Origin of the sequence: Parabacteroides sp. ZJ-118, assembly GCF_011038785.1 — a bacterium.
Classification (GTDB): Bacteria; Bacteroidota; Bacteroidia; order Bacteroidales; family Tannerellaceae; genus Parabacteroides.
In genome coordinates this window covers 1-16,077 of sequence record NZ_JAAKDT010000005.1, presented here as the reverse complement: position 1 = coordinate 16,077, position 16,077 = coordinate 1, and the positions used below count along the sequence as shown (strand labels likewise).

At 48.3% G+C, this 16,077-nt stretch carries 13 protein-coding genes; 8 read left to right on the top strand and 5 right to left on the bottom strand.

What is annotated here, in order from left to right:
* The first annotated feature begins 392 nt into the window (after positions 1–392).
* Positions 393–1,193: a class I SAM-dependent methyltransferase gene (locus tag G7Y39_RS02920; protein WP_165154906.1), complete on the top strand. Its 801-nt coding sequence runs from the start codon at positions 393–395 to the stop codon at positions 1,191–1,193.
* A gap of 359 nt (positions 1,194–1,552) precedes the next feature.
* On the opposite strand, the gene G7Y39_RS02915 is transcribed toward G7Y39_RS02920, so the two are convergent.
* Both G7Y39_RS02915 and G7Y39_RS02910 read right to left on the bottom strand, forming a co-directional pair.
* Positions 1,553–4,021 carry an endonuclease MutS2 gene (locus tag G7Y39_RS02915; protein WP_165154904.1) on the bottom strand — a complete coding sequence of 823 codons (2,469 nt, stop codon included), beginning with the start codon at positions 4,019–4,021 and terminating at the stop codon, positions 1,553–1,555.
* 15 nt (positions 4,022–4,036) lie between these two features.
* Positions 4,037–5,467: a DUF4136 domain-containing protein gene (locus G7Y39_RS02910; protein WP_165154902.1), complete on the bottom strand. Its 1,431-nt coding sequence runs from the start codon at positions 5,465–5,467 to the stop codon at positions 4,037–4,039.
* Between the two features lie 214 nt (positions 5,468–5,681).
* Between G7Y39_RS02910 and G7Y39_RS02905 the strand changes: the two genes are divergently transcribed.
* The 3 genes from G7Y39_RS02905 to G7Y39_RS02895 are packed head-to-tail and all read left to right on the top strand — an operon-like array spanning position 5,682 to position 8,049.
* Positions 5,682–6,266, top strand: coding sequence for a nucleotide exchange factor GrpE (locus G7Y39_RS02905; RefSeq protein ID WP_165154900.1), 585 nt, complete (start codon positions 5,682–5,684; stop codon positions 6,264–6,266).
* A gap of 29 nt (positions 6,267–6,295) precedes the next feature.
* Positions 6,296–7,450 carry a molecular chaperone DnaJ gene (dnaJ, locus tag G7Y39_RS02900; RefSeq protein ID WP_165154898.1) on the top strand — a complete coding sequence of 385 codons (1,155 nt, stop codon included), beginning with the start codon at positions 6,296–6,298 and terminating at the stop codon, positions 7,448–7,450.
* A 26-nt stretch (positions 7,451–7,476) separates the two neighbouring features.
* On the top strand, positions 7,477–8,049 hold the full coding sequence (locus G7Y39_RS02895; RefSeq protein WP_165154896.1) for a cob(I)yrinic acid a,c-diamide adenosyltransferase: 573 nt from the start codon (positions 7,477–7,479) through the stop codon (positions 8,047–8,049).
* Here G7Y39_RS02895 and G7Y39_RS02890 read toward each other — a convergent pair.
* Both G7Y39_RS02890 and kbl read right to left on the bottom strand, forming a co-directional pair.
* Positions 8,046–8,891, bottom strand: a complete 846-nt coding sequence (locus tag G7Y39_RS02890; protein WP_165154894.1) for a histidinol-phosphatase — start codon at positions 8,889–8,891, stop codon at positions 8,046–8,048. The genes G7Y39_RS02895 and G7Y39_RS02890 overlap by 4 nt on opposite strands.
* 78 nt (positions 8,892–8,969) lie before the next feature.
* Positions 8,970–10,160, bottom strand: a complete 1,191-nt coding sequence (gene kbl, locus G7Y39_RS02885) for a glycine C-acetyltransferase (protein ID WP_165154892.1) — start codon at positions 10,158–10,160, stop codon at positions 8,970–8,972.
* Positions 10,161–10,337: 177 nt separating this feature from the next.
* Between kbl and G7Y39_RS02880 the strand changes: the two genes are divergently transcribed.
* On the top strand, positions 10,338–11,291 hold the full coding sequence (locus tag G7Y39_RS02880) for an NAD-dependent epimerase/dehydratase family protein (protein WP_165154890.1): 954 nt from the start codon (positions 10,338–10,340) through the stop codon (positions 11,289–11,291).
* A gap of 92 nt (positions 11,292–11,383) precedes the next feature.
* Here G7Y39_RS02880 and trmD read toward each other — a convergent pair whose 3' ends face one another.
* Complete coding sequence (trmD, locus tag G7Y39_RS02875; protein ID WP_165154888.1) at positions 11,384–12,058, bottom strand: tRNA (guanosine(37)-N1)-methyltransferase TrmD; 675 nt, start codon at positions 12,056–12,058, stop codon at positions 11,384–11,386.
* A gap of 282 nt (positions 12,059–12,340) precedes the next feature.
* Between trmD and pheT the strand changes: the two genes are divergently transcribed.
* The 3 genes from pheT (at position 12,341) to G7Y39_RS02860 (ending at position 16,040) form a co-directional block, all read left to right on the top strand.
* Positions 12,341–14,806 carry a phenylalanine--tRNA ligase subunit beta gene (gene pheT, locus G7Y39_RS02870; RefSeq protein WP_165154886.1) on the top strand — a complete coding sequence of 822 codons (2,466 nt, stop codon included), beginning with the start codon at positions 12,341–12,343 and terminating at the stop codon, positions 14,804–14,806.
* 40 nt (positions 14,807–14,846) lie between these two features.
* Positions 14,847–15,578 carry a YebC/PmpR family DNA-binding transcriptional regulator gene (locus G7Y39_RS02865; protein ID WP_165154884.1) on the top strand — a complete coding sequence of 244 codons (732 nt, stop codon included), beginning with the start codon at positions 14,847–14,849 and terminating at the stop codon, positions 15,576–15,578.
* A 93-nt stretch (positions 15,579–15,671) separates the two neighbouring features.
* Positions 15,672–16,040, top strand: coding sequence for a hypothetical protein (locus tag G7Y39_RS02860; RefSeq protein ID WP_165154882.1), 369 nt, complete (start codon positions 15,672–15,674; stop codon positions 16,038–16,040).
* The last annotated feature ends 37 nt before the right edge of the window (positions 16,041–16,077 follow it).

Genomic DNA, 16,077 nt, shown 5'->3' with positions numbered 1-16,077 from the left:
AAAGAGGGCCTTACGGCTCTCCACGTACAAATATAATTTATTTTTGACAAAGAACGGATATTCTTATTTCGGAGAAATGAAATATATGTTACATTGGCATTAAGATCGCTCGGTCATGGAGCGTGCGGATTCCCGGCTTCTTGTAGTCCGGAAAATATTTTACATGGCAAATCCTCCAACACGTAAAATAATTATGTACCTTTGCCGCATGACAAAGACATTTAAATCGGATTTGGTTTTGTAAACAATCTGTGCTTTTGGCGCGGATTGTCCATTCGTTTGCTCTCGGATAGCTCTTTTCGGGAGTGCTTTTCTGTTGTTAAAATTTAGTTTAATCCGCGTACGATGAAAGCATTGTAAGGCTTTCCGTGTACGCGAAATAGCGTAAGAAAATGAATACTGAAAATAAAACAATTCACGATTTCGAACTTAATTTAATTTGTGACTTTTTCTCCAGTATGGAACGGCAAGGACCCGGAAGCCCTGAAGCGACATTAAAAGCGCTGAGTTTTATAGATAACCTCACCGATAAATCCTTGATAGCCGACATCGGTTGCGGGACGGGTGGCCAAACCATGGTATTGGCTCAACATGTACGGGGGCAGGTTACCGGGTTGGATCTTTTTCCTGGCTTTATCAATATCTTCAATCGTAACGTGAGGAAGTTAGGCTTGCAAGATAGGGTAGAAGGTATTGTCGGCTCAATGGATAATCTTCCTTTTCAAGAAGAGGAATTGGATTTGATCTGGTCGGAAGGGGCCATTTACAACATCGGCTTTGAGCGGGGGCTGAACGAGTGGCGTAAGTACTTGAAGACCGGAGGATATATCGCTGTTTCCGAAAGCTCGTGGTTTACCGACGAGCGTCCTAAGGAAATCAATGACTTCTGGATGGACGCGTATCCTGAGATAGATACGATTCCCAATCAAGTAGCCAAGATACACAAAGCGGGTTATCTTCCGGTCGCTACATTTATATTACCGGAAAATTGCTGGACAGAACATTACCTGGCCTTGAAGATCGAAGCCCAAAAGATTTTTCTTGATAAATATGCGGGAAATCAAATCGCCGAGGAATTCAGTGCGCTTCAATCCGTCGAGGATGAGCTGTATCACAAGTATAAGGCTTTCTATGGCTATGTGTTTTTCATCGCAAAAAAGATAAGTCCTTTTCCAAACCCGCAGACGAGGTGAAAAAGTATAAGATGAATTTCTAGTCTTTAATAAGGTAGCGCGGGTGTCTTCCAGGTAAAGAATGCCCGCGCTTTCCATTTTCAAGAGAGCGCCGCGATACCTGCCTCTCCCGTTTTTTGTCATTGAGACCCGACCGGAAAACCATTGAGATACGGCGCCAAGTCAATGGAACGCGAGACGGATTCCAGTGACTTAGCCTCCCTATTCCAGGCGGATATTCCCCGGTTCTCACGGCGCTTTCTTATTTTACATGGATTCCTTTCCTGTTTCTCATGTTTCCATCACGGCGTGCGTGTGTCTACTTGATAATCATTTTTGGTAAGACTTTAACCATCTGTCGGTGAGTCGGGGGGATCTCTCTAATCAAGCTCGACAACGGTGATACCGGCGCCTCCGAACTGCACATGCTCGTCTTGAAAACGGCGGACACCGGGAACCGTGCGCAGATAATCCCGGATTAGCTGACGTAAGATACCTGTACCGGTTCCATGCAAGATGCGAACCTTACTTGCCCCGACTTGAATGGCATCGTCGATGAAATAGGTCACGCTTTGCAATGCCTCATCACCCCTCATTCCCCTCACATCGATTTCTTGCTTGAAGTTTATCTTCTTCTCATGCATATTTTCAGTGGTCTGGGAGCTGACAAACGTGCTTTTCTGGATTTCCCGTTTGATCTGACCTTTGCTAACCTTCTCCAACTGCTCCAGTTTAACCGTGCTTTTGATCATCCCGAATGCCACTACGGCCTGCTTCCCTTGTAGTTCCATAACGGTTCCGGCGGCAACCTGCCCTTTCAGGCGTACATTGTCGCCAGCCGCTATCACCTCTTTATCGAATATTGGTTGGGCCGTCACTTTTTGTTTCTGTTTCTTCCGTTCGTTTCGTTCCTTGAGCTTGGCCATCTTGCGTGCGATCTTATCGTCCTCTTCTTCGGTCTCCATGACGGAGTTCTTGAAGTCTTCCAGAGCTTTGCGAGCCAGTTTGGTCTGCTCTTTTTCCGCTTGGGCTTCCTTGATCTCACGGACGGTATTCTCGATCTTGGCGTTGGCCTCCGCCAGAATACGTTGCGCCTCGGTCTTTGCCTCTCGGATGATCTCTTTCCGTTGCTTGTTTACGGCTTCCAGATCTTGTTCGTAACGGGAGGTGACCTCTTCCAGTTTTTTCTCCTGCTGACGGATATTCTGCCGTTTGCTTTCCCAATACCGTTTGTCACGCACGATATCTTGCAGGTATTTGTCCATATTGATGTAATCCGCTCCGACGTTCGCGGAAGCGTCGGCTATCACCTCCTCGGGCAGACCGATCTTGCGTGCGATCTCTACGGCGAACGAGCTACCCGGGTTTCCGATAGATAGCTTGAACAGGGGCTGCATCAAATGGCGGTCGTACAACATGGCACCGTTTACGATGCCCTCCGTATCCTCGGCGAAATGCTTCAAGTTCTGGTAGTGGGTCGTGATTACGCCAAAGCTATGGTTCCGGTTGAAGCGATCCAATAAAGCCTCGGCGATGGCGCCGCCAATCTGGGGTTCCGTACCGCTACCGAACTCATCGATTAGGATAATGCTCCGCTCGTTGCAATTCTTCACGAAATATTTCATGTTGGTAAGGTGAGAACTGTAGGTGCTCAAATCGTTCTCGATGCTTTGCTCGTCACCGATATCGATGAATATATGCTCGAAGATCCCGGTTCTTGACCGCTCATGCAGAGGGATCAATAAACCACATTGCAACATGTATTGAAGTAATCCGACCGTTTTCAGGCAAACGGATTTACCACCGGCGTTCGGACCGGATATGATCAAGATCCGTTTTCCCTCGGTCAGCTCGATATCGAGGGGGACTACCTGCTTGCCCTGTTTCTGTAAAGACAGGAATAAGAGCGGGTGCACGGCACGTGCCCAATCCACTTGTCGTTTATCCTCCACGATCGGCTTGATCGCCTTGACTTGCTCCGCGAATAACGCTTTCGCGCGAATGAAGTCAATGTCGGCAAGAAATTCGTATGATCGCAGGATATCCGGGGCTAAAGGCCGGATCACGTTCGTAAATTCTGTCAATATTCTAATGATTTCTCGGCGTTCTTCCCCCTCCAGTTCCCGGATGCGGTTATTTGCTTCCACGACAACCTCCGGCTCTATAAAGACCGTCTTGCCACTGGCGGACTCATCATGTACGATACCTTTTATCTTTCGTTTGAAGGCCGGGGCTACCGGGATCATCAAACGGCCGTCGCGCAGGGTCGGTGTCACGTCCTTGTCGACAACCCCGTCCGATTGCGCCGCACGGAGGATGGATTGCAGGCTACGGGAAATACCGCTCACCGTGATCGTTATCTCCCTGCGGATTTGCGATAGGGTGGAGGAAGCACCGTCTTTGACCTTGCCGAATTTATCGAGGATGCTATCGATCTTTCCAATCAATTGGGGGAAGACAAAGACATTCCCCGCCAATTCTGTCAAGGCTGGATATTTGGTTTCCGGATCGTCCGTAGGCTTGAAGAAGCGTACAATGTCATTGATCGTTTGCAGGGAACGTTTAAGGTCGAACAACTCCCTTTCATCCAGCCAAGTACCTTCCGGCCGAATCCGTTTTAAGGAATAACGCACGTCGAAGAAATAATTGGCGGGGAATTCCGTGTCTCCATGTAGGATACGGATAAACTCGTCGGTTTGTTCCAATCGCTTGGATACGACTTCGAACTCATCGGAGAATCCCATCTCCGCTACCCGCTCTTCTCCGAGCGGACTTAAACATTTTTCTGTGATTAAGTGACGGATCTTATCAAATCCCGTCTTTTGCTCAAAATTTTGTGGATATATCACGTGTTTGTAAAATCTTTATTTGATCTCTACCGTCACTTCAGCGCGAATGGTAGGGCGGATAATTACTTCTAATTTTGTCTTGCCACGCTTTACATTAAATGTACAGGCGTTGTTGCCGGATGGATTAATATAAGGGGCGAAATAGTATAAATAAGAGAACGCCGGCAAGTAATCGGAGCTTTGAGACGCATCCGCGATTTGGGGATATTTGAATACGTCCCAGAACATGCAGTACTTGAAACCGTTCGCGTCCGTAAACATCGTCTTCGGATCACGATATGGCATCGTGCTCGTGATGAAGCGTTTGTAGGCGGACGAGAACTCCTCTGCCGAATGATCCATCTTATGACGGCCGATCTTTTCTATAATGTCACGAGGGCGGATGCCTGCCGCGTAAGCGGGAGAGTTCCGATCTACGTCAACCACCTGATCCAATTTATCGATATCGTAACTGATACCCGTATAATTATAGGTCTTCTTGCTCACCTTGAACGGTACGTTACGTCCGTATTTCGTGTATGGGTATTGCATACACATCAACGGGACATGCACCCGGGCGTATTCGTCCAAACGATAAGAGTCTTCCAGCAACTCGTTCGCCTCACATTCCCAGAGCACACGTCCGGGGATATCTTTTTGATCGATGATACGGATACCGAATTGCAGCAGATATTCGGCTTCCGCTTCGGCGGCGGCGTAATTCAAGAACGGGAACTTCTCCATCTTGCTGTGCGAGAAGTTGTACCGGTAAGTCGGTTCCTTTTTTATTAACACCTTATTCGCTCCCAGATAGTTCGGGTTCTTGTCGAAAAAGTAGAAAGTCTGTATCAATAGATCCGGCCTCGCGATATCAACTGTAAGTCCTTTTTTGGTCAACTCGTTCTCGATGCATTCGTTGATGACCGTTTCCAATTTACGGTTATTCTCATCGATGGTCGAGAAGGCGAATGTCTTGAAGCCGCTGAAATCTACGCTGTCGGATGTGACGGTAGTCTTGAACGGGCATACGAATTCTTGCTCATGGGTAGTCTCCAGGCTGTACATCGAGTAGGCGGACGCCAGCTGGTCTTCCGTGATGGCGTTACTTTTCTTGCAATCCTTCTTTACCAATACTTGTTTAGAAGGAGAGGAAAGGTTGCTGATGGTCAATAGGACATCGTTTCTTCCGGAGGGATTCAGCAGTTGAGGGATCTCATCGACAGAGATCTCTGTCACAGGAACCCCGTTGATCTCCTCGATCACGTCATATTTCTTAATACCTGCTTGCTCGGCGGATGAATAAGGGATGACACTTTTAATGACAGGCTTGTTATTTCCCCAGTTCTTGCTCTGGCTGATATCGTATGTGAAGCCTAGTCGGCAGATGGATGCATTCCTGTTTTGGGCGGAAGCCGTACAGACCACTAATACGAATAGCAACGTTGGCAAAATCACACTTTTCATCATATTCTGGAATTTTATTTACGCTAAAAAACTGTTTCGTTTAAAACATAGGCAAAGGTAAAGATATTTTTGATGCGATGGAATAGTTGGCAATATATTTGCAGCTGTGCTAGTGTACGAACTTGATAGGGATGCTGTGTATATACCTTTTAATGGTGTTTATAGGGTATCGTATTTCGCTTACAATTAATTAGTAATGAAGAAAATCAGATAGATTATGAGCAAGATGAATCCGAACGAGAAAAAAGAAAACGCTTCCAAAAACGAGAACGTGAATAATGAAGAAGCGACAAATTTGCAGGAAGAACAGGCAAACGCGGCAGATGAAACTGTCGGTTCTGACAATGTGTCGGGCGAACTGGAAGCCCTGCGAAAGAAATATAATGAATTAAACGATTCCCACTTGCGCTTGATGGCGGAGTTTGACAATTACCGTAAACGTACGATGCGTGAGAAAGCCGATTTGATCAAGACTGGCAGCGAGGGTGCGTTAAAGAACCTTCTTCCCATTATCGATGATTTCGAGCGTGCCTTACAGAATGTCCGAACGGCCGAGGATGTAGAGGCCGTTAAAGAAGGTGTGGACTTGATTTTCGGTAAGTTCGCAGGCTATCTGTCTCAGCAGGGCGTGAAGCCGATCGAGGCCGTAGGCAAGCCGTTCAACACGGAGGAGTTTGAGGCCGTCGCTACGATCCCCGCCCCGGAATCGGATCTGAAGGGCAAGGTGTTGGACTGTGTACAAACCGGATATACCCTATTTGACAAGGTAATACGTCACGCTAAAGTAGTAGTGGGAGAATAATCGGAATATCGCAAATAACAAATACAAGGATGGCTAAAAGGGATTACTATGAAGTGCTGGGTGTTGAGAAGAATGCTTCAGCTGATGAGATAAAGAAAGCGTATCGCAAGAAGGCGATACAATTCCACCCGGATAAGAACCCGGGCGATAAGCAAGCGGAGGAGAACTTTAAGGAGGCGGCCGAGGCATACGACGTGTTGAGCGATCCGCAAAAGCGTCAGCGTTATGACCAATTCGGTCATGCGGGTGTCGGCGGGGCTTCACAAGGCGGCGGCTTCGGTGGCGGAATGTCCATGGAGGATATCTTCTCCCAGTTCGGCGATATCTTTGGTGGACATTTTGGTGGTTTCGGAGGCTTCAGTGGGTTCGGCGGTTCTCGCGGAGGACGCCGTGTGAACCGTGGATCGGATTTGCGTGTGAAGGTGAAGCTGAACCTGAAAGAGATCGCGAACGGCGTGGAAAAGAAGATCAAGGTAAAGAAGTATGTGCCTTGTTCGCATTGTCACGGTAGCGGGGCGGAAGGCTCGGATGGTGTGAAGACATGTGATACGTGTAAAGGTTGCGGTGTCGTTACCCGTATTGCCAACACGATCCTAGGACAGATGCAGACGCAGACGACTTGTCCTACTTGTGGTGGCGAGGGTAAGATCGTTGTCAAGAAATGTACGGAGTGTAACGGTGAGGGTGTCGTTCGTGACGATGAGATTATCACGATCAATATCCCGTCCGGTGTAGCCGAGGGCATGCAGCTCTCCATGAATGGTAAAGGCAACGCCGCACGACATGGTGGAATCAACGGCGACTTATTGATCCTTATCGAGGAGGAACCGCATCCGGAGTTGATTCGTGATGAGAACGATCTGTTATACAACCTGCTGCTGAGTGTCCCGCAAGCAGCCTTGGGAGCCACGGTAGAGGTCCCGACCATCGATGGAAAGGCGAAATTGAAGATCGAGCCGGGTACACAGCCGGGAAAGGTGCTTCGTTTGCGTAATAAAGGGCTTCCTTCCATCAATAGTTATGGTACGGGCGATTTATTGGTGAACGTGAGTGTATATATCCCCGAGACTTTGTCGTCTACGGAGAAAGAGACACTGAACGGATTGAAGAATTCACCGAACTTCCAGCCTGATAAGACGATGAAAGAGAAAATCTTCAGTAGGTTTAAGCACCTCTTTGACTAACGCACACGTCATAAAATGAATTTCCTATGAGAATATATACTCGCGGAGGAGATAAAGGAAAAACCAGCTTACATGGCGGTGAGCGTGTCAATAAGGATGATATCCGTATCGAGGCGAATGGGACGTTGGATGAGTTGAACGCCGAGATCGGCGTTGTCCGCACGTTGCTGCCTCCCGATCATGCATGGCAGGAGTTGTTGGGCAGGATACAGCGGGAGATGATGACCGTGATGTCTCATGTGGCGACACCCTCGGCGATCCGTGATAAGAATCCGAACCCGCTCCCTGATGATTTGGTCCTCTTTTGTGAGTCCCGTATAGATGATCTATCCGACCAAATGGAGGATAACGGATATTTTATTCTTCCGGGGGGCACACCTGTATCGGCCCACCTCCAATTGGCCCGCACGATAACCCGTAGGGCCGAACGCCGTTTGTGGACATTGAATCGGAAAGACCCGGTTCCTGCCGGCATCATGGCGTTTGTGAACCGTTTATCGGATCTGTTCTTTACGATGGCACGTTATGACCTGTTTCATCAAGGGAACGCCGAGGAACGTTGGCAATCCTTCTTGTACAAGCGGGAAAAGAAACCCTAGAGGGCGATATCCTGCCATTCGCCTTTCACAAGCTCGCGGGTAGACTTGAAGCCAGCCTGCTTTAGCAGCTCAAAAGCCTCCCCGCGACCGTCGTTCACCAAATCCGGATAATGGCAATCGGAGTTCACCAAGACAGGGATATTCATTTCCCGCATCCGTGAGAGATATTCCGTACGGGGATAAAGCTCTTTTTTCTTGGTCCAGTTCTTAGTGTTGACCTCGACCATCAATCCTTTCTCCTTAACCAGATCCAGACAAGCCTCAAAAGGCTTCCGATACCAATCCTCCTCAAAATTGAAGATTTCGTATTTCTGTCCGTTCATATAGATCTTGTCCATATGCCCGACGATATCAATGCCTCCGGCCTCTATCATTTTCATCGTGGTATCGAAATAACGCTTGACAAGCAACCGGATATCTCCCTCGAAATGACGTTCCACAGAGTGGGCGTATTCCCTGAATGAGCCGTCTATACAGACCATGTTCTCTTCGACCAGATGTTCTGATACGGGCAGGAAATGGATGGAACCGATCCGGTAGTCCAAAGGCAACTCTTGGAAATAGGGGATTGAGGCATTATAGGTCTGGTCCAGATAATCAATCTCCAGACCGGCATATATCTCCAGTTGATCGCTGTATTTTTGTTTCAGTCGTTTTATCTCTTGCAGATACTCTGGCATATCGTCTTTAGACATATTCCAGAAGGTCTCGAACGGAAGCGGTGAGTGGGAGGAAAAACCGTACGCACGGAACCCGTGTGTTATGGCGAATCTCACGAAATCCTCCGGAATGCTTCTCCCATCACAAAAAGTACAATGACTATGGTAATTACTGAGTTGCATGATTGTTCTTGGTGATTAAAAAACCACATCCGGATCATCTTACCCGGATGTGGCCTTGTATGGTGAATGAGAGAGGTGTTATTTGATAACGCCCAGCTCTTTTCCTACCTTGATAAATGCGGCGATAGCCTTGTCCAGATGCTCAGTCTCGTGGCCGGCGGACAATTGTACGCGGATACGGGCTTGTCCCTTCGGTACTACCGGGTAATAGAAACCGGTTACGTAAATACCCTCTTCCTGCATCTTAGCGGCGAAATCTTGAGACAACTTAGCGTCGTACAACATAACGGCACAAATCGCGGACTGAGTCGGCTTGATATCGAAACCGGCTGCCAGCATCTTGTCACGGAAGTAACTTACGTTGTTCATTAATTTCGTATGTAAAGTGTCGCTCTCCTTCAACATCTTGAACATTTCCAAGCTTGCGCCTACAATGGCCGGAGCCACGGAGTTAGAGAACAAGTAGGGGCGAGAACGCTGGCGTAACATATCGATAATCTCCTTCTTTCCAGTCGTGAAGCCACCCATGGCACCACCGAATGCCTTACCCAGCGTACCCGTGAAGACATCTATACGTCCGTAAACATCAAACTGCTCGGCTACGCCACGACCGGTCGGTCCTACGACACCGGCAGAGTGAGACTCGTCCACCATAACCAATGCGTCATATTTCTCGGCAAGCTCGCAAATCTTGTCCATCGGAGCGACATTGCCGTCCATGGAGAACACGCCGTCCGTGGCGATGATACGGTGACGTTGAGCTTGCGCCTCTTGTAGGCAACGCTCCAAGTCCGCCATGTCGGCGTTAGCGTAGCGATAACGTTTTGCCTTGCATAAACGAACGCCGTCGATAATAGAGGCGTGGTTCAAGGCATCCGAGATGATAGCGTCTTCCTCGCCAAACAACGGCTCGAACAAACCGCCGTTAGCGTCGAAACAGGCGGCGTAAAGGATCGTGTCTTCAGTCTTGAAATAGTCGGAGATGGCTGCCTCCAATTGCTTGTGCAAATCCTGCGTTCCACAGATGAAACGAACGGACGACATGCCATAACCGTGTGTATCCATGGCTTCTTTCGCGGCCTTGATCAGTCGTTGGTTATCGGACAGACCAAGATAGTTGTTGGCGCAGAAGTTTAAAACATCACTTCCGGCATTTACTTTGATGTCGGCTCTCTGCGGCGTAGTAATGATACGCTCGTTCTTGTATAAACCTGCGGCTTTGATGCCTTCAAGTTCATTTGTCAAGAATTCTTTAAGTTTTCCGTACATAAAAACCTCGTTTTTTTATTAGTATTCAGATATGAGTAGTAGCTTCGTTGTCAAAGCGACAGACAAAGGTCTGTTTTTTTTTTGAATTTTAATACTAAAAAATAAGAAATTCATGCCGAAACTATTTTATTCTCCATACCTTTGCCGACAGAAAAAACTTAAATCTCATTAAACGCGATGAAGAATGTATTGGTAATTGGTTCTACCGGTCAGATCGGATCAGAGTTAACCATGAAATTAAGAAGTATATACGGTGGGAACATAGTAGCGGGTTATATCCCGGGCGCGGAACCTAAAGGCGAGTTACTAGAGTCGGGACCTTCCGCTATCGTGGATATCACGAACGAGCAGCAGATCGCTGAGACGGTATCAAAATATAATATCGATACGATCTACAACTTGGCTGCTCTTTTGTCGGCTGTAGCGGAGGCTAAACCCCAGTTGGCGTGGAAGATCGGAATGGGAGGGCTGTTCAATGTGCTTGAGGTGGCTCGCGAGATGCACTGCGCTGTATTTACTCCGAGTTCTATTGGCGTTTTTGGTAACAATACCCCGAAAGACAAGACGCCTCAAGATACGATCCGTAATCCTCGTACGATGTACGGCGTGACGAAGGTATCCGGAGAGTTGTTAAGTGATTATTATAATATCCGTTTCGGCGTGGACACTCGCTCGGTTCGTTTCCCCGGATTGATCTCTTACGTAACACCTCCGGGTGGTGGCACGACGGATTATGCGGTCGATATTTACTATTCTGCCGCTAAGGGCGAGAAATTCGTTTGCCCGATCGCGGCCGGTACTTTCATGGATATGATGTACATGCCGGACGGCTTGCGTGCCGCTATCGAGATCATGGAGGCGGATTCTACGAAGTTCGTTCATCGCAACTCTTTCAACATCGCCTCGATGAGTTTCGATCCGGAGATCATCTTTAATAATATCAGGAAATATATGCCGGACTTCCAAATGGAGTATGAGGTAGATCCGTTGCGTCAGGCTATCGCCGAGTCATGGCCGAACTCCTTGGATGACACTTGCGCCCGCCAGGAGTGGGGCTGGAAGCCGGAGTATGATTTGGATGCCATGACAAAAGACATGTTAGCTAAGCTGAAAGAACGTTTCAATAAATAAGAGTGATGTCGCAGCCCTGATTGTTTGTGGACAAGGGAAGCCGCCGGGGTATCGTCTGGGGATGATCCCCCGGCCTTGTTTTTATGACGCCGCTATTCCAGTAAATCCGGCCGGAGACGTGCCGTGCGTTCTTGCGCTTGTCGCAAGCGCCATTCATCTATCTTGCGTTGATGTCCGGATAATAGTACCTCGGGTACTTTCCAGCCTTTGTAATCGGCCGGACGTGTGTAGACGGGAGGAGCCAGTAGGTCATCTTGGAAGGAGTCGGAGAGGGCGCTTTGCTCGTCGCCGATAGCTCCCGGTATCAAGCGTACCACGGCGTCGGTTATGATAGCGGCGGCCAGTTCTCCTCCGGTAAGGACATAATCTCCTACGGATATCTCTTTCGTTATCAAATGCTCGCGGATACGATAGTCGATCCCTTTATAGTGTCCGCAGAGGATGATCAGATTATTCAGTAAAGACATGCTGTTGGCCATGGACTGGTTGAGAGTCTCACCATCCGGTGAGGTATAGATTACCTCGTCATATTCCCGTTCGTTTTTCAACGCTGAGATCGCCCGGTCTATCGGTTCGATTTGCATCACCATCCCGGCCTCGCCACCAAACGGATAGTCATCCACCCGCCGCCATTTATTAGTGGTGTAATCCCGTAGGTTATGTAAATGAATCTCCGCTAATCCCTTATCTTGCGCCCTCTTGACGATAGAGCAATTAATCATCCCCTCGATCATCTCGGGAAGTATGGTAAGTATATCTATACGCATAAAAAGTAGTTGTAACGTTAAAATCTCCCGCGAAGGTACATCTTTATTCCGACTCATCGTAAAATGGGTCTTCATTATCTATAATTCGCGATAGAAATTAAGAAGATATGTCCGACAGACGTAAGCGTATCTCCCGTAGCAAGGCGGGCGGAGCGGCGGACGGAAGAGTTCGTAGAAGTTCATGCGGATTTTTTGTATCGTTTGAATTATTATTCGTACTTTTGTCCGTCAATTTGGCGGCATCACTAGAGGTCGTCTCTTTAGGGAATAAATTTTATAGCGATGAATATATCTTACAATTGGCTGAAAGAGTATCTTGATTTCGATCTGAAGCCAGAAGAAGTGGCTGAGGCGCTTACCTCTATTGGCTTGGAGACCGGTGGGGTAGAGGAAGTTCAAACGATTAAGGGCGGACTTGAGGGACTGGTTATCGGAGAAGTGTTAACTTGTGAGGAACACCCGAATTCTGACCATTTACATATCACGACCGTAAATGTGGGTGGTGAGACTCCTTTACAAATCGTATGCGGCGCCCCGAACGTGGCTGCCGGACAAAAAGTGGTCGTAGCCGTGAACGGCACGAAACTGTACGATGGAGATGAGTGCGTCACTATCAAGCGATCCAAGATCCGTGGTGTCGAGTCCAACGGTATGATTTGCGCCGAGGATGAGATCGGTATCGGTACAGACCATACCGGTATTATCGTACTTCCCGCCGACGCTGTTGTAGGTACGTTAGCTAAAGACTACTATAACGTAGAGAGCGACTATGTGTTGGAGGTGGACATCACCCCGAACCGTGTAGACGCTACTTCCCATTTCGGTGTCGCCCGTGACTTGGCCGCCTATTTGAAGCAAAATGGCAAGTCCGCGGAATTGAGACGCCCTTCGGTGGACGCTTTCAAGATCGACGACGAGACGACACCGGGCGTAGAGGTCGTGGTAGAGAATACGGAGGCTTGTTCCCGTTATTCCGGTGTTACGATCAAGGGTGTTACGGTGAAGGAAAGTCCGGAGTGGTTACAAAACCGTTTGCGTGTGATCGGTCTTCGTCCAATCAATAACGTAGTAGATGTAACGAACTTTATCTTGCATGAGTTGGGGCAACCTTTGCACTCTTTCGACGCGGGTAAGATCAAAGGGAACAAAGTGATCGTCAAGGCGGTTGAGGCTGGTACGAAATTCGTTACTTTGGATGGCGTGGAGCGTACGTTGACCGATCGAGACTTGATGATTTGTAATGTCGAGGAGCCGATGTGTATCGGTGGTGTGTTCGGCGGTTTGGATTCTGGCGTGACGGAGGAGACTACCGACGTATTCTTGGAATCCGCTTGTTTCCATCCGACGTGGATTCGTAAGACCGCCCGTCGTTTCGGGTTGAATACGGACGCTTCTTTCCGCTTCGAGCGTGGTTTGGACCCGAACAATACGATGTATGTATTGAAACGCGCCGCCTTGTTGATCCAAGAGTTGGCGGGAGGCAAGATCACGGGGGCCGTGCAGGATGTTTATCCCACCGTGGCGGAACCGTATACGGTCGAGTTGGCGTATCAGAAGATCAATGCGTTGATCGGTAAGGAGATCCCGGTAGAGACCGTGAAAAGTATCTTGGCAAGCCTTGAGATGGAGATCGTTTCCGAGACTGCCGAGGGCTTGACTTTGCACGTTCCCGTGTATCGTATCGATGTGCGGCGTGATGTAGACGTGATCGAGGACATCCTTCGTATCTACGGATATAATAACGTGGAGTTCAGCGATAACGTGAAGTCTAATTTAAGTTATCGGACTCCTACGGATCGTAGCTGGAAATTGCAGAACTTGATCTCGGAGCAACTTTGCGGTTGTGGTTTCAATGAGGTCATGAACAACTCCTTGACGCGTTCCGCTTATTATGCGGACTTGTCCACTTATCCGGAAGCGCGTTGTGTCAGGTTGATGAACCCGTTGAGCGCGGATTTGAACTGCATGCGTCAGACCTTGTTATTCGGAGGCTTGGAGAACATCGAGTATAACATGAGGCGTAAGAATGGCAATGTCCGTTTCTATGAGTTCGGCAATTGCTATGATTATGACATGGACAACAAGAAGGAAGATGAGACCTTGGCGCGATTCAGCGAGGATTACCGTCTCGGTATTTGGATAGCCGGCAACCGGGTGGAAAACAACTGGGCGCATCCGAACGAGAAATCTTCCGTTTATGAGTTGAAGGCTTGCGTAGAGAATACCTTGGTTCGCTTGGGCGTGGATATGAAACGGGTTATTTTCGGTAACTTGGCGAATGATATCTATTCTTCGGGCTTAAGCATCACGACCGGTTCCGGACGTCAGTTGGGTACGATGGGTATCGTAAGCAAGAAACTTTGTAAGATGTTGGATATCGATACGGAGGTTTATTACGCTGAGTTGTCGTGGACACAATTGATGAAGGAGATCAAGAAGGCGAAAGTAACCTTCTCCGAGATATCCAAGTTCCCGGCTGTTAAACGAGACTTGGCATTGTTGCTTGATAAGGGCGTACCGTTTGGCGAGGTCGAGAGAATCGCCAGGGATAGCGATCGCAAGTTATTGAAGGCGGTATCTTTGTTCGACGTTTACGAGGGCAAGAACCTTCCGGCGGGCAAGAAGTCGTATGCCGTAAGCTTCTTCATGCAAGATGAGAGCAAGACTTTGAACGATAGGCAGATCGACGCGATCATGAAGAAGATCCAGACGAATCTGGAACAAAAGCTAGGTGCTCAGTTGAGATAAGAATTTAATCACATACAAACAAAGATAAACTGATAAACATATGGGAAGAGCGTTTGAGTTTCGTAAAGCGAGAAAGTTTAAGCGTTGGGGCAATATGGCCCGCGTATTCACGAAGTTAGGTAAGGAAATCACGATCGCGGCAAAACAGGGTGGCCCGGAGCCTGAGAACAATCCTCGTTTACGTGTGTTGATGCAGAACGCCAAAAAGGAGAATATGCCGAAGGAGAACGTAGAACGTGCCATTAAGCGTGCCGTATCGAAAGAATTCACGGATTATAAGGAGATGAACTACGAGGGATATGGTCCTTTCGGTATCGCCATCTTCGTTGAGACCGCTACGGATAATACGACCCGTACGGTAGCCAACGTCCGTAGTTATTTCAACAAGAACGGTGGCTCCTTGGGAACATCCGGTAGCTTGGAGTTCTTGTTCGAGCATAAATGCGTATTCCATATCGCCAAAAAGGAGGATCTCTCTTTAGAAGACCTGGAGTTGGAGTTGATCGACTTCGGCGTGGACGAGGTCGAGGAAGACGAGGACGAGATCGTTCTTTATGGTGAGTTCGCGCAGAATTCAGCGATCCAGAAATATTTGGAGGAGAATGGTTTCGAGATCTTGAGCAGTGAGTTCGTACGCATCCCGAACGATCTGAAGGAGGTTACTCCGGAACAGCGTGAGACTATCGAGAAGATTATCGAGAAGCTGGAGGAAGACGAAGACGTTCAAAATGTATTCCACAATATGAAGGAAGACGATTTAGAGGAGGAGTAACGTACGTTTGTACGAAAAAGGGTAGTAAGCGTCCAAGCACAGCCTGAGTAAAACCGACTACATTCGCGGCTGTAACATTAATCTTGATAAATTATGTATTACAGCAACGAAGATTTTGAAAACTTTTACATTCGCTACAAGGCGGAGGGTCTTCCGCAGAAGATCACCATCCAGGAATATTGCATCCGCAACAAGGTGTCCTGGAACTTGTTCAACAAATGGTACCGCGATACCCGTCATCGTATAAAGGAAGTGGCTGTTACCGGCCGTCCGGAAGGACAGCTCGGGGAGGCGGACGTATCCTCGTCAAAGGAGGCTGTAGAGGAAGTGGTCCCGGCAGGGGCTTCCTCGCTCCGGATAACGGTGGATATCCGGATGTCCAATGGGTTACATGTTTTCCAGAAGGGCCTAAGCTACCGCAAGCTTCTATCGCTGGTAGAGAAGCTGGAGGTGCTATGTTAGACATCAGCGGGCTTCAGCGGTTCTACTATATCCGTGA

What these genes read in the sequence shown, in the direction of transcription:
- G7Y39_RS02920 (WP_165154906.1), top strand. Translation starts at nt 393, where the DNA reads ATGAATACTGAAAATAAAACAATTCACGATTTCGAACTTAATTTAATT.
- G7Y39_RS02910 (WP_165154902.1), bottom strand. Translation starts at nt 5,467, where the DNA reads ATGATGAAAAGTGTGATTTTGCCAACGTTGCTATTCGTATTAGTGGTC.
- G7Y39_RS02905 (WP_165154900.1), top strand. Translation starts at nt 5,682, where the DNA reads ATGAGCAAGATGAATCCGAACGAGAAAAAAGAAAACGCTTCCAAAAAC.
- dnaJ (WP_165154898.1), top strand. Translation starts at nt 6,296, where the DNA reads ATGGCTAAAAGGGATTACTATGAAGTGCTGGGTGTTGAGAAGAATGCT.
- G7Y39_RS02895 (WP_165154896.1), top strand. Translation starts at nt 7,477, where the DNA reads ATGAGAATATATACTCGCGGAGGAGATAAAGGAAAAACCAGCTTACAT.
- G7Y39_RS02890 (WP_165154894.1), bottom strand. Translation starts at nt 8,891, where the DNA reads ATGCAACTCAGTAATTACCATAGTCATTGTACTTTTTGTGATGGGAGA.
- kbl (WP_165154892.1), bottom strand. Translation starts at nt 10,160, where the DNA reads ATGTACGGAAAACTTAAAGAATTCTTGACAAATGAACTTGAAGGCATC.
- G7Y39_RS02880 (WP_165154890.1), top strand. Translation starts at nt 10,338, where the DNA reads ATGAAGAATGTATTGGTAATTGGTTCTACCGGTCAGATCGGATCAGAG.
- trmD (WP_165154888.1), bottom strand. Translation starts at nt 12,058, where the DNA reads ATGCGTATAGATATACTTACCATACTTCCCGAGATGATCGAGGGGATG.
- pheT (WP_165154886.1), top strand. Translation starts at nt 12,341, where the DNA reads ATGAATATATCTTACAATTGGCTGAAAGAGTATCTTGATTTCGATCTG.
- G7Y39_RS02865 (WP_165154884.1), top strand. Translation starts at nt 14,847, where the DNA reads ATGGGAAGAGCGTTTGAGTTTCGTAAAGCGAGAAAGTTTAAGCGTTGG.
- G7Y39_RS02860 (WP_165154882.1), top strand. Translation starts at nt 15,672, where the DNA reads ATGTATTACAGCAACGAAGATTTTGAAAACTTTTACATTCGCTACAAG.